At 71.9% G+C, this 22,686-nt stretch carries 22 protein-coding genes; 16 read left to right on the top strand and 6 right to left on the bottom strand.

From position 1 onward, the window contains the following. The first annotated feature begins 36 nt into the window (after positions 1–36). From ACFWZ2_RS03975 to ACFWZ2_RS03990, 4 genes are read left to right on the top strand one after another with little or no spacing between them, the layout of a single operon-like run. On the top strand, positions 37–960 hold the full coding sequence (locus tag ACFWZ2_RS03975; protein WP_384541408.1) for an ABC transporter permease: 924 nt from the start codon (positions 37–39) through the stop codon (positions 958–960). Continuing rightward, positions 953–1,921, top strand: coding sequence for an ABC transporter permease (locus tag ACFWZ2_RS03980; protein WP_384541411.1), 969 nt, complete (start codon positions 953–955; stop codon positions 1,919–1,921). Before ACFWZ2_RS03975 ends, ACFWZ2_RS03980 begins: the two co-directional genes overlap by 8 nt. A gap of 6 nt (positions 1,922–1,927) precedes the next feature. Beyond that, positions 1,928–2,923 carry an ABC transporter ATP-binding protein gene (locus ACFWZ2_RS03985; RefSeq protein ID WP_384541414.1) on the top strand — a complete coding sequence of 332 codons (996 nt, stop codon included), beginning with the start codon at positions 1,928–1,930 and terminating at the stop codon, positions 2,921–2,923. A gap of 52 nt (positions 2,924–2,975) precedes the next feature. Further along, positions 2,976–4,049 (top strand): ABC transporter ATP-binding protein, encoded by a 1,074-nt coding sequence (locus tag ACFWZ2_RS03990; protein WP_384542138.1) that lies wholly within the window; start codon positions 2,976–2,978, stop codon positions 4,047–4,049. 153 nt (positions 4,050–4,202) lie between these two features. On the opposite strand, the gene ACFWZ2_RS03995 is transcribed toward ACFWZ2_RS03990, so the two are convergent. Further along, positions 4,203–6,389 carry a prolyl oligopeptidase family serine peptidase gene (locus tag ACFWZ2_RS03995; protein ID WP_384541416.1) on the bottom strand — a complete coding sequence of 729 codons (2,187 nt, stop codon included), beginning with the start codon at positions 6,387–6,389 and terminating at the stop codon, positions 4,203–4,205. Positions 6,390–6,536: 147 nt separating this feature from the next. On the opposite strand from ACFWZ2_RS03995, the gene ACFWZ2_RS04000 reads away from it, so the two are divergent. The 8 genes from ACFWZ2_RS04000 (at position 6,537) to ACFWZ2_RS04035 (ending at position 14,159) form a co-directional block, all read left to right on the top strand. Continuing rightward, positions 6,537–6,731, top strand: coding sequence for a hypothetical protein (locus tag ACFWZ2_RS04000; RefSeq protein ID WP_384542140.1), 195 nt, complete (start codon positions 6,537–6,539; stop codon positions 6,729–6,731). Positions 6,732–6,762: 31 nt separating this feature from the next. Continuing rightward, on the top strand, positions 6,763–7,686 hold the full coding sequence (mshB, locus tag ACFWZ2_RS04005) for an N-acetyl-1-D-myo-inositol-2-amino-2-deoxy-alpha-D-glucopyranoside deacetylase (protein WP_384541419.1): 924 nt from the start codon (positions 6,763–6,765) through the stop codon (positions 7,684–7,686). 128 nt (positions 7,687–7,814) lie between these two features. Next, positions 7,815–8,183, top strand: a complete 369-nt coding sequence (locus ACFWZ2_RS04010) for a DUF6113 family protein (protein ID WP_384542143.1) — start codon at positions 7,815–7,817, stop codon at positions 8,181–8,183. A 166-nt stretch (positions 8,184–8,349) separates the two neighbouring features. Beyond that, the gene (locus ACFWZ2_RS04015; RefSeq protein ID WP_384541421.1) at positions 8,350–10,470 is read left to right on the top strand and encodes a hypothetical protein; all 2,121 of its coding nucleotides are present in this window, start codon (positions 8,350–8,352) and stop codon (positions 10,468–10,470) included. A 125-nt stretch (positions 10,471–10,595) separates the two neighbouring features. Next, positions 10,596–11,537: an ABC transporter ATP-binding protein gene (locus ACFWZ2_RS04020; RefSeq protein WP_384541424.1), complete on the top strand. Its 942-nt coding sequence runs from the start codon at positions 10,596–10,598 to the stop codon at positions 11,535–11,537. Then, on the top strand, positions 11,534–12,292 hold the full coding sequence (locus ACFWZ2_RS04025) for an ABC transporter permease (RefSeq protein WP_384541426.1): 759 nt from the start codon (positions 11,534–11,536) through the stop codon (positions 12,290–12,292). The genes ACFWZ2_RS04020 and ACFWZ2_RS04025 overlap by 4 nt, the downstream gene beginning before the upstream one ends. Beyond that, positions 12,289–13,485, top strand: a complete 1,197-nt coding sequence (locus ACFWZ2_RS04030) for a sensor histidine kinase (protein ID WP_384541428.1) — start codon at positions 12,289–12,291, stop codon at positions 13,483–13,485. The genes ACFWZ2_RS04025 and ACFWZ2_RS04030 overlap by 4 nt, the downstream gene beginning before the upstream one ends. Further along, positions 13,482–14,159, top strand: coding sequence for a DNA-binding response regulator (locus ACFWZ2_RS04035; RefSeq protein WP_384541431.1), 678 nt, complete (start codon positions 13,482–13,484; stop codon positions 14,157–14,159). Before ACFWZ2_RS04030 ends, ACFWZ2_RS04035 begins: the two co-directional genes overlap by 4 nt. Positions 14,160–14,189: 30 nt before the next feature. On the opposite strand, the gene ACFWZ2_RS04040 is transcribed toward ACFWZ2_RS04035, so the two are convergent. The 3 genes from ACFWZ2_RS04040 to ACFWZ2_RS04050 form a co-directional block, all read right to left on the bottom strand. After that, positions 14,190–15,044: a tetratricopeptide repeat protein gene (locus ACFWZ2_RS04040; protein ID WP_384541433.1), complete on the bottom strand. Its 855-nt coding sequence runs from the start codon at positions 15,042–15,044 to the stop codon at positions 14,190–14,192. 68 nt (positions 15,045–15,112) lie between these two features. After that, positions 15,113–15,943, bottom strand: coding sequence for a tetratricopeptide repeat protein (locus ACFWZ2_RS04045; protein WP_384541436.1), 831 nt, complete (start codon positions 15,941–15,943; stop codon positions 15,113–15,115). A gap of 127 nt (positions 15,944–16,070) precedes the next feature. Beyond that, positions 16,071–17,072 carry a GNAT family N-acetyltransferase gene (locus ACFWZ2_RS04050; protein WP_384541439.1) on the bottom strand — a complete coding sequence of 334 codons (1,002 nt, stop codon included), beginning with the start codon at positions 17,070–17,072 and terminating at the stop codon, positions 16,071–16,073. A gap of 143 nt (positions 17,073–17,215) precedes the next feature. Here ACFWZ2_RS04050 and fdxA point away from each other — a divergent pair, with 143 nt between their 5' ends. Together fdxA and ACFWZ2_RS04060 are read left to right on the top strand one after the other, a co-directional pair. Further along, positions 17,216–17,536: a ferredoxin gene (fdxA, locus tag ACFWZ2_RS04055; RefSeq protein WP_030573070.1), complete on the top strand. Its 321-nt coding sequence runs from the start codon at positions 17,216–17,218 to the stop codon at positions 17,534–17,536. 124 nt (positions 17,537–17,660) lie between these two features. After that, positions 17,661–18,755 (top strand): bifunctional succinyldiaminopimelate transaminase/glutamate-prephenate aminotransferase, encoded by a 1,095-nt coding sequence (locus ACFWZ2_RS04060; RefSeq protein WP_384541442.1) that lies wholly within the window; start codon positions 17,661–17,663, stop codon positions 18,753–18,755. Between the two features lie 70 nt (positions 18,756–18,825). Here the strand turns inward: ACFWZ2_RS04060 and ACFWZ2_RS04065 are convergent, their stop codons facing one another. Both ACFWZ2_RS04065 and ACFWZ2_RS04070 read right to left on the bottom strand, forming a co-directional pair. Then, entirely contained in the window at positions 18,826–19,317 is a 492-nt protein-coding gene (locus ACFWZ2_RS04065) for an ATP-binding protein (protein ID WP_384541445.1), read from the bottom strand. 325 nt (positions 19,318–19,642) lie between these two features. Next, positions 19,643–20,572: a heavy metal transporter gene (locus ACFWZ2_RS04070; RefSeq protein WP_384541448.1), complete on the bottom strand. Its 930-nt coding sequence runs from the start codon at positions 20,570–20,572 to the stop codon at positions 19,643–19,645. 62 nt (positions 20,573–20,634) lie between these two features. Here ACFWZ2_RS04070 and dapE point away from each other — a divergent pair, with 62 nt between their 5' ends. Further along, on the top strand, positions 20,635–21,723 hold the full coding sequence (dapE, locus tag ACFWZ2_RS04075) for a succinyl-diaminopimelate desuccinylase (RefSeq protein ID WP_384541452.1): 1,089 nt from the start codon (positions 20,635–20,637) through the stop codon (positions 21,721–21,723). An 89-nt stretch (positions 21,724–21,812) separates the two neighbouring features. Then, entirely contained in the window at positions 21,813–22,571 is a 759-nt protein-coding gene (locus ACFWZ2_RS04080; RefSeq protein WP_384541455.1) for a TIGR00730 family Rossman fold protein, read from the top strand. Positions 22,572–22,686 lie beyond the last annotated feature (115 nt).

Genomic DNA, 22,686 nt, shown 5'->3' on the forward strand with positions numbered 1-22,686 from the left:
GCGGGGGCGGCCGCTCCCCCTAATCCCGGAGCCCCCATGGGACGTTATGTGATCCGGCGTCTGCTGCAGATGATCCCGGTCTTCTTCGGCGCCACGCTGCTGATCTTCCTGATGGTGAACGTGATGGGCGACCCCGTCGCGGGCCTGTGCGGCGACCGCAAGTGCGATCCCGCGACGGCCGCCCAGCTGAAGAAGGAGTTCGGCCTCGATAAGCCGGTGTGGCAGCAGTACCTGACGTACATGGGCAACGTCTTCACCGGTGACTTCGGCACCGCGTTCAACGGCCAGAAGGTCACCGAACTGATGGCGGCCGCCTTCCCCGTCACCATCCGCCTGACCATCGTCGCGATCGTCTTCGAGATCGTCATCGGCATCTCGCTCGGTGTGCTCACGGGGCTGCGGCGCGGGCGGCCCATCGACACGGCGGTCCTGCTCGTCACGCTCGTGGTGATCTCCGTCCCCACCTTCGTCACCGGACTCGTGCTCCAGCTGCTGCTCGGCGTCGAATGGGGGGTCATCAAACCGTCCGTGTCCAGCGAGGCGCCCTTCAACGAACTACTGGTCCCAGGGCTCGTGCTGGCCTCGGTCTCCCTCGCGTACGTCACCCGGCTGACCCGCACCTCCATCGCGGAGAACCGGCGCGCCGACTACGTCCGCACCGCCATCGCCAAGGGCCTGCCCAGGCGCCGCGTCATCACCCGGCACCTGCTGCGCAACTCCCTGATCCCCGTCGTCACCTTCATCGGCACGGACGTGGGCGCGCTGATGGGCGGCGCCATCGTCACCGAGCGGATCTTCAACATCCACGGCGTCGGCTTCCAGCTCTACCAGGGGATCCTCCGCCAGAGCACCCAGACCGTCGTCGGTTTCGTGACCGTCCTCGTCCTGGTCTTCCTGGTGGCCAACCTGATCGTCGACCTCCTGTACGCCGTACTCGACCCGAGGATCCGCTATGCCTGAACCCAAGGAGCAGGGCGCCATCGCCGCGACCGGCGCGGGCGGCGCGATGGACCTCGCCACGAGCGAGGCGACCTCCCTGACACCGGGCGGGCCCGACGGCACAGGACCCTCGGCGCCCGCGCGCAGCCTGTGGTCCGACGCCTGGCGCGATCTGCGGCGCAACCCGGTCTTCATCATCTCGGGCCTCGTGATCGTCTTCCTGGTGATCATCTCGATCTGGCCCTCGCTCATCGCCTCCGGCAACCCGCTCGACTGCGACCTCGCCAACCGCCAGAAGGGCTCGTCGCCCGGACACCCCTTCGGCTTCAACGAGCAGGGCTGCGACGTCTACACCCGGGTCGTGTACGGCACCCGGGTCTCCGTCACCGTCGGCGTCTGCGCCACCCTCGGCGTCGCGCTCCTCGGCAGCGTCCTCGGCGGGCTCGCCGGGTTCTTCGGCGGGGTGTGGGACGCGATCCTCTCCCGGATCACCGACATCTTCTTCGCCATCCCGGTCGTCCTCGGCGGTCTGGTGCTCCTGTCGGTGGTCACCAGCTCGACGGTCTGGCCCGTGGTCGGCTTCATGGTGCTGCTCGGCTGGCCGCAGATCTCCCGCATCGCGCGCGGCTCCGTCATCACCGCCAAGCAGAACGACTACGTCCAGGCGGCGCGGGCCCTCGGTGCCTCCAACTCGCGGATGCTCCTGCGGCACATCACGCCGAACGCCGTCGCCCCGGTGATCGTCGTGGCGACCATCGCGCTCGGTACGTACATCGCCCTGGAGGCCACGCTCTCCTACCTCGGCGTCGGCCTGAAGCCGCCGACGGTGAGCTGGGGCATCGACATCTCGGCCGCCTCCCAGTACATCCGCAACGCCCCGCACATGCTGCTCTGGCCCGCCGGGGCCCTCGCGATCACCGTGCTCGCGTTCATCATGCTCGGCGACGCGGTGCGCGACGCCCTCGACCCCAAGCTGAGGTAGCCGCCCATGCTGCTCGAAGTGCGCGATCTGCACGTGGAGTTCCGGACCCGCGACGGCGTCGCCAAGGCCGTCAACGGCGTCGACTACAGCGTCGAGGCGGGCGAGACGCTCGCGGTGCTCGGCGAGTCCGGGTCCGGCAAGTCCGTGACCGCCCAGGCCATCATGGGCATCCTCGACATCCCGCCCGGGAAGATCACCGCGGGCGAGATCGTCTTCCAGGGCCAGGACCTCCTCAAGCTCAAGGAGGAGGAGCGGCGCAAGGTGCGCGGCGCCGGAATGGCGATGATCTTCCAGGACGCGCTGTCCTCGCTGAACCCGGTGCTCAGCGTCGGCGAACAACTCGGCGAGATGTACGTCGTCCACAAGGGGATGTCGCGCAAGGACGCCAAGGCCAAGGCCGTCGAGCTGATGGACCGGGTGCGCATCCCGGCCGCCAAGGAGCGCGTCGGCCAGTATCCGCACCAGTTCTCCGGCGGCATGCGCCAGCGCATCATGATCGCCATGGCGATGGCCCTCGAACCCTCGCTGATCATCGCCGACGAGCCGACCACCGCCCTCGACGTCACCGTCCAGGCGCAGGTCATGGACCTCCTCGCGGAGCTCCAGCGCGAGATGAACATGGGCCTGATCCTGATCACCCACGACCTCGGGGTCGTCGCGGACGTCGCGGACACCATCGCCGTGATGTACGCGGGCCGCATCGTCGAGAAGGCCCCCGTCCACGAGATCTACCAGGCGCCCGCGCACCCGTACACCCGGGGCCTGCTCGAATCGATCCCGCGCCTGGACCAGAAGGGCCAGGACCTTTACGCGATCAAGGGCCTGCCGCCGAACCTGATGAACATCCCGCCGGGCTGCGCCTTCAACCCCCGCTGCCCCATGGCCCAGGACGTCTGCCGCACCGACGAGCCGCCGCTCGCGCAGGTGACGTACGAGGGCCTCGCCGCCGACCGCAGGAGCGCCTGCCACTTCTGGAAGGAGACGCTCGATGTCGCACGGTGAGCACGTGAGCAAGAAGCGGCTGGAGGAAGAGGGCGAGACCGCACGGCAGTTGATGGACAAGGCGCGCGCCGAGTCGGAGTTCGCCGCGCACGGCTCGGCCTCCGGGCACGAGCCGATCCTCCAGGTGCGCGGCCTGGTCAAGCACTATCCGCTGACCCAGGGCATCGTCATCCGCAAGCAGGTCGGCGCGGTCAAGGCCGTGGACGGTGTCGACTTCGAGCTCACCCGGGGCGAGACGCTCGGCATCGTGGGGGAGTCCGGCTGCGGCAAGTCGACCGTCGCGAAGATGCTCGTCAATCTGGAGCGGCCGACCGCGGGCGAGATCCGCTACAAGGGCGAGGACATCACCAAGCTGTCGGGCCGGGCCCTGAAGGCGGTCCGGCGCAACATCCAGATGGTGTTCCAGGACCCGTACACCTCGCTGAACCCGCGCATGACGGTGGGCGACATCATCGGGGAGCCGTACGAGATCCACCCCGAGGTCGCCCCGAAGGGCTCCCGGCGCCAGAAGGTGCAGGAGCTCCTGGACGTGGTCGGGCTGAACCCCGAGTACATCAACCGCTACCCGCACCAGTTCTCCGGCGGTCAGCGTCAACGCATCGGCATCGCCCGGGGGTTGGCCCTTCGGCCCGAGGTCATCGTCGCGGACGAGCCGGTCTCCGCGCTCGACGTCTCCGTGCAGGCCCAGGTCATCAACCTCCTGGAGAAGCTCCAGAACGAGTTCGACCTGAGCTACGTCTTCATCGCCCACGACCTCTCGATCGTGCGGCACATCTCCGACCGGGTCGGCGTGATGTACCTCGGGCGGATCGTCGAGATCGGTTCGGACGAGCAGATCTACGACCATCCGACCCACCCGTACACCCAGGCGCTGCTCTCCGCGGTGCCCGTCCCCGACCCCGAGGCGCGCGAGCACCGGGAGCGGATCATCCTGAGCGGCGACGTGCCCTCGCCCGCGAACCCGCCGTCGGGCTGCCGGTTCCGCACCCGCTGCTGGAAGGCGCAGGAGCGGTGCGCGCTCGAAGTCCCCGCGCTGGCCGTGCCCGCCGCGTTCCGGCTCGACGACACGCCCGCCGCGCACGACTCGGCGTGCCACTTCGCCGAGGAGAAACAGGTCGTGCCGTAAGCCGGAGTGCGCCCCCGCGTTCCTTAACGCGCGGGTAATACCGCCGTCGCGGCACCGATATACGGACGCGGCACGCTGTACGTCGTACGGCCGTGCGGGTGCCGTAGACCGGCCGGGGCTGCGCCATGTCACCCCGGCCGGTTGCCGCGCCCCCTACGCCAGTCCCAACGACCGCTTCAGGAAGTCCACTTGGAGCAGCAGCAGATTCTCCGCGACCTGTTCCTGAGGCGTCATGTGCGTGACGCCCGACAGGGGCAGGACCTCGTGCGGGCGGCCCGCGGCGAGCAGCGCCGAGGACAGCCGCAGGGCGTGCGCCACCACCACGTTGTCGTCGGCGAGCCCATGGATGATCAGCATCGGGCGGTGCGGCTCGGCCGCTTCGACGAGGCCGTCGTCCCAGACGAGGGAGTTGTGGCGGTACGTCTCGGGGGACTTGTTCGGGTCGCCGATGTACCGCTCCTCGTAGTGGGTGTCGTAGAGCCGCAGATCCGTGACCGGGGCGCCGACCACGGCCGCGTGGAAGACGTCGGGGCGGCGCAGCGCGGCCATGCCGGCCAGATAGCCGCCGTAGGACCAGCCGCGGATCGCCACCCGTGTCAGGTCGAGGGGGTACGCCCCGGTCTCCGCGAGCGCGTGCAGCGCATGGACCTGGTCGTCGAGCGTGAGCGTCAGATCGTTCTTGATCGACTTCTCCCAGGCGGGGGAGCGCCCGGGGGTGCCGCGGCCGTCCGCGACGATGACGGCGAAGCCCTGGTCGGCGAACCACTGCGAGGTGAGGAAGATGTTGTGCGCACGCTGGACGCGCTGACCGTGCGGGCCGCCGTACGGATCGAGCAGTACCGGAAGCGGCCCATCCGTCTCCTTGTAATCCGTGGGGAGCAGGACGGCGCACGGAATCTTCCGCGTGCCCCCCTCGGTGCACGTCACGCGCGGCGTGAGCCCCGGGCGCTGGGCGTATGAGGCGACCGTCGCCACCTGCTTGCCGTCGCGCAGCACCTGGACCTGCGAGCCGGGGCGGTCGAGGGTGGCGGAGGCGAGGACGGTGAGGCCGCCCCCGCGGACCGCCGAGTGCACCCCGGGCTCCTGTGAGACGCGCTCCACGCCCAGTTCGTTGACGCGGTAGACATGGATCTCGCCGGTCTCCGGATCGTCGGCGGCCTCGCCCGCCGACGCCGAGATCAAGACATCTTCCTCGGTCACGTCGAGGACCGCGCGGACATGCAACTGCGGTCCTGTCAGGGGCCGTTCGCCCCACGCGAGGACCCGGGCGCCGCCCTCGTCGACGATGCGCACCAGCTTGCCGCTCGGCGACCAGCAGGGGACGCCGGGGTAGAGGTCGAGCCAGGCGGTTTCCGGATCGGTCTCCTCCGCGTGCACCATCCGGCTGGACCCGTCGTCCGGGTCCACCGCGAGATACAGCTGGCTGCCCTGGTCGCGGGACTGCACGAGCAGCAGCGGCGCACCATCCGCCGACCAGTGCACACGTGCGAGATAGGGGAAGCGGGCGCGGTCCCAGACCACCTCGGTACGGCTCCCGTCCAGGCCGAGCACGAAGAGCCGTACGTCCGCGTTGTCCGTGCCCGCCGCCGGATACGCGACCCGCGCGGGCTCCCGCTCCGGGTGCGCGGGATCGGCGATCCACCAGCGCCGCACGGGCGCGTCGTCGACCCGCGCCACCAGGAGGCGGTCCGAATCGGGCGACCACCAGAAGCCGCGGAAGCGCGCCATCGACTCGGAGGCGACATGCTCGGCGAGCCCATATGTCACGGTTTCCTCGTGGCCGGATTCCGGCGCGGCGAGCGCCCGGTCGTCCGTGCCGTCGGCACCCGTCACGCGCAGCGCGCCCCCGGCGACATAGGCGACATGACGGCCGTCCGGCGCGGGGCGCGGGTCAAGTACCGGGCCGGGGGTGGGGAGTTCGCGCGTCGTGCCCGCCCGCAGCTCCGCGGCGAAGAGCCGGCCCGACAGCGCGAACGCCGCCAGTTCCACCGCGGCGTCCGTCGCATAGCCCACGATGCCCGCACCGCTCTCCCTGCTGCGCTCGCGCCGCGTCCGCTCCTCGGCGGAGAGCTGCTCATCGGCGCCGCCGAGCAGCGTCCCCGGATCGGCCGCGAGGCGCTCCGTGCCGCCCTCCGCCACATCCATGACCCAGAGCTGGTGCGTGCGGTCCGTACCGGCGGGGGAGCGCAGGAAGACGACCCTGGATCCGTCGGGTGCCGCCGTGAACGCACGGGGCGCACCGAGCGTGAAGCGCTGCGTGCGGGCGTGCTGACGCGGGAAGGAGAGCCGCTGTGCCGGGCTCTCGTCGGGCCTGGTGTTTCCGGGGTTCTCGGAGGTCATTCCCCGAGCCTAGGGCGCATGCGCCCCCCTGTGCTGCCGTGCTCCGACTCATGCGTCCACACGGATAGTTATGATCCGTAGCGCTTGGTGGGTATGAACCTGCTGGCGTCCGCACTGGGTTACGGCAACGACTTGGAGGTGACCGCCGTGGCACTCTCGATTTCGGCGGTGGTGCTGCTGGCGATCATCGTCTTCCTGTTGGTCAAGAAGTCAGGGCTCAAAGCCGGGCATGCGGTCGTCTGTACGCTGCTCGGCTTCTACCTGGCGAGCTCGTCCGTCGCTCCGACGATCGACGAGCTGACGACGAACGTGGCGGGGATGATCGGCGACATCAAGTTCTGAGCCCTCGCCCCGGTGCTCGTAGGGTGGTCCCATGACGGAACCGCCCGCCCGGCGCCTGCTGCTCGTGCACGCGCACCCCGACGACGAGTCGATCACCACCGGCGCGACCATGGCCAAGTACGCGGCCGATGGCGCCCATGTCACATTGGTGACCTGCACGCTCGGCGAGGAGGGCGAGGTCATCCCGGCCGAGCTCGCCCATCTCGCCGCCGACCGCGAGGACTCCCTGGGCGCCCAGCGCATCGGGGAGCTCGCGGCCGCCATGAAGGAGCTGGGGGTCACCGACCACCGCTTCCTCGGCGGCACCGGGCGCTACCGCGACTCCGGGATGCTGGGCGTCGAGCAGAACAGCAGGCCCGGCGCCTTCTGGTCGGCCGATCTCGACGAGGCGGCCGCGTACCTCGTCGAGGTGATCCGCGAGGTGCGCCCGCAGGTCCTCGTGACGTACGACCCCGAAGGCGGCTACGGCCACCCCGACCACATCCAGGCGCACCGCGTCGCGATGCGGGCCGCCGACCTCGCCGCCGAGCCCGCCTTCCGCGCCGACCTCGGCGACGCGCACACCATCGCCAAGATCTACTGGAACCGTGTCCCGCGGACCGTGGTCCAGGAGCGCTTCCGCTCGATGACGGACGCGCTGCGGTCCTCGCCCTTCACCACCCCGGCCGTCTTCTCGGACGTGCCGGGCGTGACGGACGACGCCCGGATCACCACGGAGATCGACGGCCGGTCCTTCACAGCGGCGAAGGCGGCGGCCATGCGGGCGCACGCCACCCAGATCACGGTGAGCGAGCCGCTCTTCGTCCTCTCGAACGATCTCGCGCAGCCGATCTTCGATGTGGAGTACTACGAGTTGGTGCGGGGAGAAGTGTCGGCAGAGGGCGGCGCTCGTGAGAGCGATCTGTTCGCCGGCCTCGAAAGAGTGACGGATGTGGCTGAGGTGACCGCACTGTGAGTACGCGTTCTCGTGCGTCGTCGGGAGCCGGGTCCCGCAAGCCCGCAGGGACCCCTTCCGCTTCCGGTTCCGCTTCCGGCTCGGGCGCGGCCGCTGCCGCACCCGCGGGGAGCTTCCTCGCGCAGCCCTTGCGGGTGGGGCGACTTGCCGCCTACGCGGGGCTCTTCGTGCTCGGCGCCGTCGTCGGCACGGCAGGGGCGCTCGTCCAAGGCGGCTTCTTCCCCGCCGGGTTGCTGCTCGGGCTCGTCGGCGCCGCGGGCGCCTTCTACGGCGGGGCGCGCGCGATCGGCACCAGAGCGGGTGCCGTGGCGCCCGCGGCCGGCTGGCTGGTCGCCGTCATGCTGCTCACCGCCACCAGACCCGAGGGCGACTTCGTCTTCGCCGCCGGACTCGGCTCGTACGGGTTCCTGCTCGGCGGCATGGCGGTGGCTGTGATGTGTGCCACGCTCGGCCGGCCGTCGCAACCGGGCGGCTCCGCCGCCCGACTTGGCAAGTGACGTACCACTTCGGCCCGTGTCCCGCACGGGTTTGACGCCGGTCACAGGATGACTGCCGACGGCGGCCAGTATGGTGGTGCGGCCGCCGAGCCTCCCCCACCTCCGGCCGGGGGGTCCCCCTGCGAGAGGCCGAGACGGGCGGCGGAACCAACCGGGAGAACCTGCCTTGAGTCGTGAAACTGACAGTTCGTCCTCCGGGCCCCAGGGGCGCGGTGGAGCCGCATACCCCTCGGGGACGCCGCCGTACGGCTCCCCCGCACAGGGCGCTGCCGCGGACGGCGGCGCGGACGGTGTGCGGCGGCAGGCCGCCGACGAGCGGCCGGACGAGCCCGAGACCCAGACCACACTGACCACGCGGATCCGGATCAACATCCCCGGATCGCGGCCCATCCCGCCGGTCGTCGTGCGGACGCCCGTCGGTGAGGGGGACGCGGCGCGCGTCGACGACGAGCCCGCGGCGCCGGGGGCTCCCGGCGCGGGCGACTCCGTCAGAGATCCGGGTGCCTCGGTCCCGCTCGCCTCCGGTGGCGCCGCGGGGGCCGGTGGCTCCCTCGGGTCCGGTTCTGCTTTCGCCACGGGTGCCTCGCAGGCCTCGACCGCCACGGCCGGTGGCGGTTCCGGCTCCGCGCCGGCCGACGAGAAGACCAGCGACTGGTTCGCGCCGCGCAAGCCCGCGCGGGGCGGCGAGGGCCCGGCGGGCGCGGGCGCACCGGCCAACGGCGGCTCCCCGGCCGCGGGTTCGGGTTCGGGCGCGGGCGGCTCCGCGGCGAACGGCTCCGGTTCCTACGACGTGTCGGGCGCGGTGGCGTCGGGCCCGCTCGGCTCGTCCGGCCCGCTGGGCTCCGGCGCTCCGCAGGGCGGCGACCCGACGCGGGGCGACCTGCCGTACTTCTCCGCGGGGCAGGACGACTCCCGCGGCCAGGGCGGCCGCGGCCCCGCGGGTCCGACCAGCGGCCCGGTGACCGGCGACAGCCCGCTGACGCCGCCCACGCCTCCGGCGGGCCCCTCGGGCCCCGGCGGCCCCGCCAACTCCCCGGGACGGCCGCCCCGTTCCGGCGGCATGAGTGACGACACCGCGATCCTGACGCCGCAGAAGTCCGGTCCCGTCTCGCCGCCGCCCGGCGGTCCGCGGCCGCCCGTCCCCGGCGCGCCCTCGCCGGGCGCCAACGTCTCCGGCGAGACGCTGACCAGCGGCATCCCCGTCGTACCGCCCGCCCAGGACAACTCCCTGTTCCCGCCGGGCCCGGGGGCCGAAGGGCCCGTGCCGCACACCCCGCCGAAGCTGCCGGAGCCGGTGCGCTCCGACGTGCCGCCCGCCGCGCCCGCGCCGAAGAAGAAAAAGGGCCGCAGCAAGCTGGTCCTCGTCGCGGTCGCCGTGGTCGTCGTGGCCTGCGGCGCGTACGGCGCGGGCCTGTTGATGAACCACGCGGACGTGCCCAAGGGCACCACGGTGCTCGGCGTCGACATCGGCGGCGGCACCCGCGACGAAGCCGTCAAGAAGCTCGACTCGGCGCTCGGCGAGCGTGTGACGAAGCCCCTGAAGCTGTCGGTGGACGGCGAGACGGTCACGCTCAAACCGGACCAGGCGGGCCTGACCCTGGACGCCCAGGCCACCGTCCGCGAGGCCGCGGGCAGCGACTACAACCCCGTCTCCGTGGTCGGCTCGCTGTTCGGCGGCGAGCGCGTCGTCGAGCCGGTCATGCCCGTCGACGAGGAGAAGCTCGCGGCCGCCCTGGAGCGCGCCGCGGGCGGCTCGGGCTCGGCGAAGGAGGGCACGGTCAACTTCGTGCCCGGCAAGGCCGTCCCCGTCTACGGCAGGGCGGGCAAGGGCATCGACGCCGCGGCGTCGACCGCCGCGGTCGCCGACGCGTACAAGAAGCAGGTCCAGACGGGCAGCGCGGGCACCGTCCAGGTCCCGGTCACCACGCGCAAGCCGACCGTCTCCAAGGCCGAGGTCGACAAGTTCATGACCCGCTTCGCCGAGCCGGCCATGTCCGCCAACGTCACGATCAAGGCGGGCACCAAGTCGATCCCGCTGGGCCCGGCGAAGTCGCTGCCGAAGATCCTGGAGACGAAGGTCCTCAAGGACGGCACGCTCCAGGAGCACTACAACCTCGTCGAGCTCAAGAAGCTCTACGGCAATGTCTTCGACGGCGTCCTGATCCAGCGCGGCAACGGCGACAAGACGCCCGTCCAGCCGACCGACGTGGCCCAGGCGATGGGCAAGGCGCTCGTCGGCAAGACGCCCGCCGAGCGGATCGGCGTGATCGAGACCAACGCGAGCTGATCCCCGTACGCATCCGAAGGCCGGACGGCGCACCCCCGGGTGAACCGTCCGGCCTTCGGCATGACATCTGTCATCCCGGAGACACCACAGTCGACACTGCCGCCCCGACCTGCGGTTTTGTGACGATGGTCGGCATGACGACGAGAACGGCACCGCCCGCCGCCGACGCGGTGAACTTCGCGCGGGTGACCAAGAGCTACGGCGACGTGCGCGCCGTCGACGGACTGACCCTCGACCTGCGCCCCGGCGAGACGGTGGCCCTGCTCGGGCCGAACGGCGCGGGCAAGTCCTCCACGCTGGACCTGCTGCTCGGCCTGCGCCAGCCGGACAGCGGCACGGTGCGGGTCTTCGGCACGAGCCCGCGCGAGGCGATCACCGCGGGCCGGGTCGGGGCCATGCTGCAGAGCGGCGGTCTGATGGACGAGGTCACCGTGCGGGAGCTGGTGCGGCTCGCCTGCGAGCTGCATCCGCGGCCCCACCGGGTGAACGACGTGCTCGCCCACGCGGGCATCTCGCAGCTCGCCGACCGCAAGGTCAACAAGCTCTCCGGCGGCCAGGAGCAGCGCGTGCGCTTCGCGCTCGCCACGGCGGGCGAGAACGACCTGATCGTCCTCGACGAGCCCACCACCGGCATGGACGTCACCGCACGCCAGGCGTTCTGGGCGACCATGCGCGAGCAGGCCGGCCAGGGCCGCGCCGTCCTCTTCGCCACGCACTACCTGGAGGAGGCCGACGCGATCGCCGACCGCGTCCTCGTGCTGCACCGCGGCCGGCTCCTCGCGGACGGCACCGCCGCCGAGATCAAGGCGAAGGCGGGCGCCCGCAAGGTCTCCTTCGACCTGGCGGACATCGACGAGGAGCTCGCGGGGCGGCTGCGCGCGCTGCCGTTCCTGACCACGTCCGACGTGTCGGGCCACACGGTCCGCCTGCAGTCGACGGACGCCGACGCCACCGTGCACGCGCTGTACGGGCTCGGCTGCTACCCCCGCAACCTCGAAGTCGCCGGGCTCGGCCTTGAGCAGGCGTTCGTGGCCATCACCGAGGCCGAGGAGGCCAGGACCCGATGACGAACTCATTCGCCTCGCGGGCGCTCGTCAGGCTGGAGATCACCCGGTCCCTGCGCAACCGCAAGTTCCTGTTCTTCTCCGTGATCTATCCGTCGCTGCTCTTCCTGATCATCGCGGGCGGCCGGTCGGGCACGGAGCAGGTCGAGGGGACGGGCCTGGACCTGCCCGCCCTCTTCATGGTGTCGATGGCGTCGTTCGGCGCCCTCACCGCCGTCCTCATGGGCAACAGCGAGCGCATCGCCAAGGAGCGCGAGAGCGGCTGGGTGCGGCAGCTGCGCCTCACCTCGCTGCCCGGGCGCGGCTACGTCCTCGCCAAGACGGCGAGCGCGGCCGTGGTCAGCCTGCCGTCCATCGTCGTGGTCTTCGCGGTCGCGGCGGCCGTCAAGGGCGTCCGCTTCGAGGCCTGGCAGTGGCTGGCGCTGACCGGCGCGATCTGGGCGGGCAGCCTCTGCTTCGCCGCGCTCGGCGTGGCCATCGGCTATCTCGCCTCCGGTGACGCCGTGCGCCCGATCACGATGATCGTCTACTTCGGGCTCTCCGTGCTCGGCGGCCTGTGGATGCCGACGGCGACCTTCCCGCAGTGGCTGCAGGACATCGCGTCCTGGCTGCCCACCCACGCGTACGCTGCCCTCGGACAGGCCATCGAACTGGGCAACGCCCCGCATGCGAAGGACGTCACGCTCCTCGTCGCCTACTTCCTTCTCTTCGCGGGCGGCGCGGCGTGGCTGTACCGGAAGGACACACTGAAGGCGTGAGCGCGACAGACGCTGGGGGCAGCGAACTCCACCCCGTGTACACGTTCGGGCGGCCGCCCCAGGGGCGCCGCCAGTTCCTCACGAAGGCGGCCTGGATCGGCGTCTGGCTGATCTTCCTGAGCTCGCCGATCAAGGACCTGGCCGACGGCCACCACACGCCCGTCGCCACGGCCCTCGGCTCGCTCGGCCTCGCGGTCTTCGTGGGCTGCTATCTGACCCTCGTCTTCCGCTACACCACCCGGATCCTCCAATGGGGCGCCGTCATCGGCTCGTTCGTGACGCTCGTCCTCCTCGCCGCGGTCCTCTCGTTCTGCTTCGGCGACCACTGGCTCGGACTCTTCGTGTACGTCGCCGTGTCCGCGGGAGCGGTCCTTCCGGTGCGGTACTCGCTCTGGGTCATCCCCGCGGTCACCCTCCTGATGATCCTGGTCGGCCTGCGCGACGACGGCCTCGGCGACCTGATCTCCAACCTCGGCGTGATCACCCTCCTGGTGGGCTTCGCGATGTCCGGCGTGCGCGAGCTGATCCGTACGACGATCCAGCTCCGCCAGGCCCGCGCCACCGTCGCCCAACTCGCCGCCAACGAAGAGCGGTTGCGGCTCGCCAGGGACCTGCACGACCTGCTCGGCCACTCGCTCTCCCTGATCACCCTCAAGAGCGAGCTCGCCGGGCGGATGCTCCCCGACCACCCCGACAAGGCCGCACAGCAGGTCGCCGACATCGAACAGGTCAGCCGCCAGGCCCTGGTGGACGTGCGCGAGGCCGTCTCCGGCTACCGGCGGCGCACCCTCGCGGGCGAGCTCGCGGGCGCCCGCACGGCGCTCGCCGCCGCGGGCGTCGACGCCGTCGTACCCCTCGAAGTGCCCGCCGAACTGCCGGGCGAGGAAGGCGAGGCGGCGCTCGCGTGGGCGCTGCGGGAGGCCGTGACCAATGTCGTACGGCACAGTGGCGCGCGGCGCTGCACGGTGACGTTCACCGCCCGGCAGACCCTCGCGGGGCCGCTCCTCGAACTCTGCGTGGAGGACGACGGGGCGGGCGGCTCGGGCGCCGTGGCGGGCAACGGCCTCACGGGGCTCACCGAACGCGTGGAGGCGGTCGGCGGCGTCCTGGAGACGGGCCCCGCCACCCGCCGCGGCTTCCGTCTCGCGGCCCGCGTGCCGCTGACCGGGGCGGCCGTAGGATCCCCCTCATGAGCAGTGTGAACAGCGGGAGCGGCACGGGCGGCGCGGGCGGCGCGGAGGGCGTCGGCGGCGCGGGCGGTGCCATCCGTGTCCTCCTCGCCGAGGACCAGTCGATGGTCCGCGAGGCCCTCGCCGCCCTCCTCGGCCTCGAACCGGACATCGAGGTCGTCGCCCAGGTGTCCCGCGGCGACGAGGTGCTCGCCGCGGCGCGCGCGCACGACGTGGACGTGGCGCTGCTCGACATCGAGATGCCGGGGTGCACGGGCATCGAGGCGGCGGTCCAACTGAACGCCGGGGTCCCCGGGTTGAAGGTGGTCATCCTCACCACCTTCGGGCGTCCCGGCTATCTGCGCAGCGCCATGGAGTCCGGCGCCGCCGCGTTCCTGGTCAAGGACGCGCCCGCCGCCCAGCTCGCCGCCGCTGTGCGCAAGGTCCTCGCGGGGGAGCGGGTCATCGACCCGACGCTGGCCGCGGCGGCCCTCGCGGAGGGCGCGAACCCGCTCACCGACCGCGAGCGCGAGGTCCTGCGCGCGGCGGCCGACGGCGCCACCAACGCCGAACTGGCCAAGGAACTGCACCTCTCGCAGGGCACGGTCCGCAACTACCTCTCGACGGCCATCCAGAAGCTCGCTGTGCGCAACCGCGCCGAGGCGGTCAAGGTCGCGCGGGACAAGGGCTGGCTCTGATCCGCACCCGCGACGTCCGCCGGGGCCCGGTCAGTTCAGCATCGCCCGGGCCCCGAGCGCCTGGCGCCTGATCCGGTCCGCGGTCGCCGCGTCCTCGGCGGCGACCGCGTCGGCGTAGGTGTCGAGTTCCCGCGCGCCCCGCAGGAAGTCCCCTCTCTGCACGAGGAGTTCGGCCCGCTCGTAGTGCAGCCGGGCGGGCGGTGCGGGCAGCAGCAGGGAGAGGTCGATCGCCCACAGGGAGACGTCGGAGCGTTCGGGGCGCGGTGCGGCCCAGGCGCGGATGTTGTTGAGGACGCGCCGGACGATGTCCAGGGTCCCCGCGGGCCGCAGCATCGAGGGCACGAGCGGCGTCCCGATGGCCGCGGCGACGAGCAGTTCCGCGTCCGTGCCGGTGAGCAGCCGCCCCCCGGCGAACGCGTCGACGAGCACCTGCTCGTCCCCGGCGCCGAAGCCGACCACGAAATGGCCCGGCAGCGCCACGCCGTGCACCGGGGCGCCCGCGCGCCGCGCCACCTCCATCCAGAGCACCGAGAGCAGGATCGGCAGTCCTCTGCGGCGCCGCAGCACCTCGTGCAGGAGCGAGGACTCCAGGCGCTGGTAGACGCCGGGTCCGCCCTTGAACCCGTAGCGCCCGTTGAGGAGTTCGGACACCGCCACGGCCCAGGACCGGGGATCGTCGGCGGTCCTCGCCCCGCGCACGGCCGCGACCTGCGCGGCCAGCCGGTCGAGCAGGCGCCGCGCCGTGTCGATGCGCGCCGCGTCGAGCGTGGGGTCCGCTTCCGTGCCGATCAGCAGGCAGAGCAGCGCGAGATCGGGCCGCTCGGACCCGGCCTCGTCCGCGAACAGGCGTCGCCATGCGGCGCTTCCAGGGGGTCGGGGGTGCATACGTCCCTGGTGCCCGGTCGGGCCGATCGATACGTCCCTCCGGTGCGCGCCAAGACGTGTCCCGGACGTCAGTTGAGCATGGCGCGGGCGGCCCGCGCCTGGTGCCGCACCCGCTCCGCGGTGGTCGGCTCGACCGCCGTCACCACGTCGGCGTACTCGTCGAGCGCCGCCGCCCCGCCGAGGAAGTCACCGCGCTGGACGAGGAGTTGAGCCCGTTCGTAGCGCAGCCGCGCCGGATGCGAGGGCAGCAGCAGGGTCAACTCGAGGGCCCACAGCGCGACATCGGAGCGCTCGGGCCGGGCGGCTGCCCAGGCGCGGATGTTGTTGAGGATGCGCTGGATGATGTTCAGGGGGTCGGCGGGTGTCAGCATCGACGGCTGGATCCCGGTGCCCGCCGTTCCGGCCACCAGGAGCTCCGCGTCCGCGCCGGTCAGCAGCCTGCCGCCGTCGAAGGGGTCGGCGAGCACCTGGTCGTCCTTGGGGCCGAAGCCGACCACGAAATGGCCGGGCAGCGCCACGCCGTACACCGGGGCGCCCGCGCGCCGTGCCACCTCCATCCACACCACGGACAGCAGGATCGGCAGGCCTTTGCGGCGCCGCAGCACCTCGTGCAGCAGTGAGGACTCCAGGCGCTGGTAGTCGCCCGGCGTCCCCTCGAACCCGCACTGCTCACCCAGGAGTTCGGCGAGGGCGGCGGCCCAGGCCCGCGGTCCGCCGGGCCGGAACGGCAACAGGCCCGCGAGCCGGTCCAGTTCGATCTCGGCCGCGTCGATGCCCGCCTCGTCGAGGGAGGGGTCGGCCTCCGCGCCGATCAGCAGACACAGCGGCGCGAGACCGGGCCGTTCGGACCTTGCCTCCTCGGCGAACCGCCGCCGCCATTCGCCGGACTCCGCGTGCATACGTGCCTCGTGTCTCATGCCCTGGCCGGGCGCTGTTTCCCGTGCCGTGCCGTCGTGCCGTGCTTCCGTGCCGTGCTCTCGCGCCGTGTGCCGCCCCGGTGTTCCGCGCGGGGTGACCGTCCCGCCGTCAGGCGGCCCCGTACCGGTAGTGGTGGTACGCGTGATGCGCCGCGAAGCCCATCCCGTCGTACAGCGCCCGCGCGCCGTCGTTGTCATCCTCCACCTGCAGCCAGGCGGCCGACGCGCCCTCGGACAGGGCCTGCCGGGACAGCGCGGTCATCACCGCGGTGGCCAACCCCCGGCGCCGGTACGCCGGATCCACCTCGACCGCCATGAATCCCGCCCAGCGACCGTCCACCACGCACCGCCCGATCGCGGCCGGGGAACCATCGCTCCCGGGCACGGAAGCGAACCACACCGAGGGCCCGCTCGCCAGCACCTTGTGCACATGCGGTCCCGGAACCCCGAACCGCTTGTACCGCCGCAGCCACGCCTCGTCGCAGGAGCGGGAGAGTTCCACGCCCGTCACGTCCGCGTCCAGGTCCCCGACCGGGGCGAGCCCGCCGATGTGCAGCCGCGCGCTCACCTCGCGTCCCCAGCCGTGCGCCTCGAGTTCGGCGCAGAGCATCTCCTGGGTGCCCTCGGCGCCGGTGGCGGTCTGGATGTACGCGGGCAGCTCCCGGGCCGCGTACCAGTCGCGCACCCGGGTGAGGGCCTCGGCCAGTGGTAGGCCCGGATCGCCGAGCGGCAGCACGGAGTTGGCCCGCCGGGTGAACCCCGACGCCGCCCGCAGCTCCCAGTCGCCGAGCCGCTCGCTCTCCACCGGCTGCCAGGCCCGCGCGGACACCCGCGCCAGCTCCTCGTACGACGCCGCGGGACCCCGCCTGCGCGCCGGTGCGGCCGGCACGACCTTGCCCGCCACCAGGGTTTCCTCGGCGATCCGGACACTTTCGCCGTTCCGTCGTGTGATGAGCACCACACCGTCGTCCCACGATGTGAGAACGCCCACCGTGTCGGTGAACTTGCCGCCGGGCTCGGAGGCCTCACTCACGCGTCGAACAGAGACGCGTTTACCCACGTCAGTAGGGGTGATTCGGACCTCAAGCCGTCCGCCCGCAGTGAATTCCACAGCTCTGTACGCCCCTCCTGTTCGGATCATGCCCGGGAACGGAGATACTAGGGGCGGGCATCGACGACGCCGCGCTCCCGCGCGCCAGGCGAGCGGAGCCTGAGGACGGCCCGCCAACGCCCGTATCGAGGAGGAACGACAGCGTGACCTACGTCATCGCGCAGCCTTGTGTCGACGTCAAGGACAAGGCGTGCATCGAGGAGTGCCCGGTCGACTGCATTTACGAGGGCTCCCGGTCCTTGTACATCCACCCGGACGAATGCGTCGACTGTGGAGCCTGCGAACCGGTCTGCCCGGTCGAGGCGATCTTCTACGAGGACGACACTCCTGAGGAGTGGAAGGACTACTACAAGGCGAACGTCGAGTTCTTCGACGAGCTCGGTTCGCCCGGTGGAGCGAGCAAGCTCGGTCTGATCGAGCGCGACCACGCCTTCATCGCCGCCCTGCCGCCGCAGAACCAGTAGCGGCAGCCTGAGCGCCGCCCCGGTCCCGTACGGCACTGCTGCCGTACGGGACCGAGGCATTTGCACGACGACGTACGCAACGTACGAGCGCCTCAAGCACCACACGCATTACGGGAGTCACCACGTGTCCGTAGTCTCCGACCGTCTTCCCACCTTTCCCTGGGACAAGCTCGAGCCGTACAAGGCCACGGCGGCCGCCCACCCCGGCGGCATCGTCGACCTGTCGGTGGGCACCCCGGTCGACCCGGTGCCCGGGCTCATCCAGAAAGCGCTGATCGCGGCCGCCGACTCGCCGGGCTATCCGACGGTGTGGGGCACCACCGAGCTGCGCGACGCGATCGTCGGCTGGTGCGAACGGCGTCTGGGCGGACGGGACATCACCCACCGCAACGTCCTGCCGGTGGTCGGCTCCAAGGAGCTGGTGGCCTGGCTCCCGACCCAGCTGGGCCTCGGCCCGGGCGACGTGGTCGCCTACCCGCGGCTCGCCTACCCGACGTACGAAGTGGGCGCGCGCCTGGCGAAGGCCGAGTACGTCGCGTACGACGAGCCGACGGACCTGGACCCCACGAACCTCAAGCTCCTGTGGCTCAACTCGCCCTCGAACCCCACCGGTCGGGTCCTGACGCGCGAGGAACTCACCCGCACCGTCGCCTGGGCGCGCGAGCACGGCGTGCTGCTCGTCAGCGACGAGTGCTACCTGGAGCTCGGCTGGGAGGCCGAGCCCGTATCGGTGCTGCACCCGGACGTGTGCGGCGGCTCGTACGAGGGGATCGTCGCGGTCCACTCGCTCTCCAAGCGGTCCAACCTCGCGGGCTACCGCGCGGCGTTCATCGCCGGTGACGCGACTGTGCTCGGCGATCTGCTGCAGATCCGCAAGCACGGCGGAATGATGACCTCCGCACCCACCCAGGCGGCGGTCGTGGCGGCGCTCGGCGACGACGAGCACGTCCAGGAGCAGCGCGAGCGGTACGCGGCCCGGCGCACGGCCCTGCGCGACGCCCTCCTGAAGCACGGATTCCGCATCGAGCACAGCGAGGCGAGCCTCTATCTGTGGGCGACCCGCGACGAGTCCTGCTGGGACACCGTCGGGCACCTCGCGGAGCGCGGCATCCTCGTGGCGCCCGGCGACTTCTACGGCCCCGCGGGCGAGCGCTTCGTGCGCGTGGCCCTGACGGCGACGGACGAGCGCGTGGCGGCGGCGGTCTCGCGCCTGGCCTGAGGCCCGCACACGGACACGGCGAAGGGCCCGGAGCCAGTGGCTCCGGGCCCTTCGCGCATGCACCGGACGATCAGCCGAGGGGCAGGCCCTTGACCGGCAGCTGGTCGGTGGCGGGCAGGCCGCCCGTGGGCAGACCGCCCTTGGTCAGGGAGCCGGTGGGCAGACCACCCTTGGTGAGCGCGTCGGTGGGCAGGCCGCCGTCGGTGGCCGCGCCCGCGGTCTCGCCGAGCACCTCGCCCGCACTGCCGGCGACGTCACCGGCAGCCTTCTGGGCGGCGGGGGTGGCGGTCTTGGCGCCCTTGCCGACGGCCTTGCCCGCGGTCGGAACGGCCTTCTTCACGGCCTTGCTGCCGGTGTCACCGGCGAGGTTGCTGACGTTCTGAGCGGCACCGTCGACGGTGTTGCCCAGGCCCGCGCCGTCCAGTGCGGTCAGCCCGCCCAGGTCGGGGGCGGCCGGGAGGTCAACGGCGCTTGCGGAGCCGGCCGCACCGACCACGGAAGCTGCACCCGCTGCGCTGAGCAGCGCGGCACGGGCGATCCGGCGGGTCAGGGGGAGGGACATGATGCTCCTTCAGACGGGAGAGAACGTTGGGGTGTCCGGCCGGATCGGCTCCGGCGTCCCACCGGATGGGTTCCGGCGATCGGACGCAGTGACTACCGCTCGAAGCCCGCGAAGGTTGCGGTGGGCCAACGTAAAGAGTTGGCAATGCGTCGCATAATCGGCCACGGATAAAAACGGGCAAACGGATCTCTTGTCCCCTCCCCGCGGAATCCTTAATCCCCTTTGTTCTCAAGGGATTTGGGGCTTAGGTGAGTGGCCCGCGAAAAAGTACTCCGAAGCGTCGTCCGCCCATGATCTCCGTGCCCCGATCGAGTGACCCGCCGCACTACTGCCCAGTGACGATTCGGACCTCGTCCGCACCCCGCCCGGGCCCCGCGGCACCGTCCTTGCCGCCCTCCGCGGCCCTGCGCCACCGGTCCCCGCCCTCGTCGGCGTCCCCCGCACGCCACTCACGCCCCGCGTAGGAGACCCGCTCGATGTGCAGCGCGGAGGACTGGGCCACCGCCCAGTGCGCCAGCTCCCAGCCGCGCTGCGGGGCGCCGTCCCGCGCCGTCGCCGCCGTCGAGGGCACCGGCACGGAGACCGTGCGGCCGTCCGCGGCGTCCGGGCGCACCTCACGTCCGAAGTCGCGGACCAGCGCGGCCCGCACCTTCGCGGGCCCGCCCGGGCCCGTGCCGGGGCGGCCCTCGCAGCCGAGCGTGGCGGGCGCCCGCCCGGTCAGCGCCGCGGCGAGCAGCACGGCGTCCGGCTCGTGCTTGGCGTACGCCTGCGGATAGCCGCTGCGCTGCACGCGCTGCGCGGCCACCGTGAGCGGCAGGCGCGAATAGCCGGGGACGTCGGCGAGATGGGCGTAGAACCGGGCCGCCGAGTACGCCGGGTCCATGATCTGCCGCTCGTCGCCCCAGCCCTGCGAGGGCCGCTGCTGGAAGAGGCCGAGCGAATCCCGGTCGCCATGACGGATGTTGCGCAGGCCCGACTCCTGCAGCGCGGTGGCCAGGGCGATGGTCACCGCGCGCTCGGGCATCCCGCGCGAGGTGCCGACCGCGGCCACCGTCGCGGCGTTCTGCGCCTGTTCGGCCGTGAACGTGTACGAGGCGCCGTCGCCGTTCCCCGACACCACCGTGCACCGCGGATCGGGCTTGCCCCCGTACACGTACTGCACCGCCACATAACCGGCGACGGCGAGCAGCACGGCGACCGCGGCCCCGAGACGGAGGAGACGGCCGCGCCGGACGAGGGTGGGGGGCTCAGGCACGTGTCCAAGGTACTGGAGTCCACGGAGCGGTCGGCGAGGCGTCTGCGGTTAGGGTCGACGGCATGACTGAGACCCCGCTTGACCTCACGTTGGACGCCGCGCGGCTGACCGCGCAGCTGGTCGATTTCCCGTCCCCGAGCGGGTCGGAGAAGGGGCTCGCGGACGCCGTCGAGACGGCCCTGCGCGCCCTGCCGCACCTCACCGTCGACCGGTATGGCAACAACGTGGTGGCCCGCACGAACCTGGGCCGCGCGGAGCGGGTCATCCTCGCCGGACACATCGACACGGTGCCGATCGCGGACAACGTGCCGTCCCGTCTCGACGAGGACGGCATCCTGTGGGGCTGCGGCACCTGCGACATGAAGTCGGGCGTCGCCGTCCAGCTGCGCATCGCGCAGACGGTGCCCGAGCCCAACCGCGACCTCACCTTCGTCTTCTACGACAACGAAGAAGTCGCCGCGCACCTCAACGGCCTCGGACACGTCGCCGAGGCCCACCCCGACTGGCTCGCGGGCGACTTCGCGATCCTCCTGGAACCGACCGACGGCCTCGTCGAGGGCGGCTGCCAGGGCACGCTGCGCGTCCTGCTGAAGACGAAGGGCGAGCGGGCGCACTCCGCGCGCGCGTGGATGGGCTCCAACGCCATCCACGCGGCCTCCCCGGTCCTCCAGAAGCTCGCCGCGTACGAACCCCGCAAGCCGGTCGTCGAGGGCCTGCAGTTCCACGAGGGCCTCAACGCCGTCCGCATCGAGGGCGGCGTCGCCACCAACGTCATCCCCGACGAGTGCACCGTCACCGTCAACTTCCGTTACGCGCCCGACCGCAGCGAGGAGGAGGCCCTCGCCTTCGTGCGCGACTACTTCGCGGACTGCGGCGTCGACGAGTTCATCGTCGACGACCACACCGGAGCGGCCCGCCCCGGCCTCACCCACCCGGCCGCCGCGGCCTTCGTGGCGGCCGTCGGCGGCGAGGCCCGCCCCAAGTTCGGCTGGACGGACGTCGCGCGCTTCAGCAGGCTCGGCGTGCCCGCGGTCAACTACAGCCCCGGCAACCCGCTGCTCGCCCACAAGGTCGACGAGCGCGTCGAGGCGTCCCGGATCCCGGAGGCGGAGAAGCAGCTGCGCGCCTGGCTGACGGCACAGCACCGGTGAGGTTCCTGACGCCGGACATCCCGAGGTCCCTCGGCCGTAACCCGCGTAGACCTAGGCTGTGAGTCACGCACGAGTGGAGGGAGCAGACGATGAGCAACCCTGAGGGCCCCGAGAACAGGAAGCGCCCCGAGGAGCAGCGGCTCGGCCCGGTCCTGCGACGGCGCGACCAGGTGCAGCCCGGCACCACCGACCAGCGTCTCCTCGACTCCGACGGACCTTCCGAGTGGGTGCACACGGACCCCTGGAGAGTCCTGCGCATCCAGTCCGAGTTCATCGAGGGCTTCGGCACCCTCGCCGAACTCCCGCCCGCGATCAGCGTGTTCGGCTCGGCGCGCACCGGCGAGGACTCGCCCGAGTACGCGGCGGGCGTCGAGATCGGCAAGGCGCTCGTGGAGGCGGGCTTCGCGGTGATCACGGGCGGCGGCCCCGGCGCCATGCAGGCCGCCAACCAGGGCGCCGTGGAGGCCAAGGGCACCTCGGTCGGCCTCGGCATCGAGCTGCCCTTCGAGCAGGGCCTCAACCAGTACGTCGACATCGGCGTGAACTTCCGCTACTTCTTCGTCCGCAAGACGATGTTCGTGAAGTACGCGCAGGGGTTCGTGGTCCTGCCCGGCGGCCTCGGCACCCTGGACGAGCTCTTCGAAGCACTCACGCTCGTCCAGACCCGCAAGGTCACGCGCTTCCCGATCGTCCTGTTCGGATCGCAGTACTGGAGCGGCCTGATCGACTGGCTGAAGAACACGGTCATCGCCGGGGGCAAGGCGTCCGAGGCCGACCTGCTGCTCTTCCACGTCACGGACGACGTGGAAGAGGCGATCTCCCTGGTGACCAAGGAAGTCGGAAAGTAGCCTCCCGCGCGCGGGCGCGCACCCCGCCCCCCCGCCCGCGCCCGGGCAGGGCCCCCCCCCCCCGGCCCCCGCGGGGGGCCCGTGGCCCCCCCAGGGGGGCCCCCAGTGGGGCACC

It is taken from the genome of Streptomyces sp. NPDC059002 (genome assembly GCF_042740435.1).
In the GTDB taxonomy this organism is placed as follows: domain Bacteria; phylum Actinomycetota; class Actinomycetes; order Streptomycetales; family Streptomycetaceae; genus Streptomyces.

Excerpts from the sequence above, each read along its gene's own strand:
- ACFWZ2_RS03975 (WP_384541408.1), top strand. The coding sequence starts at position 37 with ATGGGACGTTATGTGATCCGGCGTCTGCTGCAGATGATCCCGGTCTTC.
- ACFWZ2_RS03980 (WP_384541411.1), top strand. The coding sequence starts at position 953 with ATGCCTGAACCCAAGGAGCAGGGCGCCATCGCCGCGACCGGCGCGGGC.
- ACFWZ2_RS03985 (WP_384541414.1), top strand. The coding sequence starts at position 1,928 with ATGCTGCTCGAAGTGCGCGATCTGCACGTGGAGTTCCGGACCCGCGAC.
- ACFWZ2_RS03990 (WP_384542138.1), top strand. The coding sequence starts at position 2,976 with ATGGACAAGGCGCGCGCCGAGTCGGAGTTCGCCGCGCACGGCTCGGCC.
- ACFWZ2_RS03995 (WP_384541416.1), bottom strand. The coding sequence starts at position 6,389 with ATGACCTCCGAGAACCCCGGAAACACCAGGCCCGACGAGAGCCCGGCA.
- mshB (WP_384541419.1), top strand. The coding sequence starts at position 6,763 with ATGACGGAACCGCCCGCCCGGCGCCTGCTGCTCGTGCACGCGCACCCC.
- ACFWZ2_RS04020 (WP_384541424.1), top strand. The coding sequence starts at position 10,596 with ATGGTCGGCATGACGACGAGAACGGCACCGCCCGCCGCCGACGCGGTG.
- ACFWZ2_RS04025 (WP_384541426.1), top strand. The coding sequence starts at position 11,534 with ATGACGAACTCATTCGCCTCGCGGGCGCTCGTCAGGCTGGAGATCACC.
- ACFWZ2_RS04035 (WP_384541431.1), top strand. The coding sequence starts at position 13,482 with ATGAGCAGTGTGAACAGCGGGAGCGGCACGGGCGGCGCGGGCGGCGCG.
- ACFWZ2_RS04040 (WP_384541433.1), bottom strand. The coding sequence starts at position 15,044 with ATGCACCCCCGACCCCCTGGAAGCGCCGCATGGCGACGCCTGTTCGCG.
- ACFWZ2_RS04045 (WP_384541436.1), bottom strand. The coding sequence starts at position 15,943 with ATGCACGCGGAGTCCGGCGAATGGCGGCGGCGGTTCGCCGAGGAGGCA.
- ACFWZ2_RS04065 (WP_384541445.1), bottom strand. The coding sequence starts at position 19,317 with ATGTCCCTCCCCCTGACCCGCCGGATCGCCCGTGCCGCGCTGCTCAGC.
- dapE (WP_384541452.1), top strand. The coding sequence starts at position 20,635 with ATGACTGAGACCCCGCTTGACCTCACGTTGGACGCCGCGCGGCTGACC.
- ACFWZ2_RS04080 (WP_384541455.1), top strand. The coding sequence starts at position 21,813 with ATGAGCAACCCTGAGGGCCCCGAGAACAGGAAGCGCCCCGAGGAGCAG.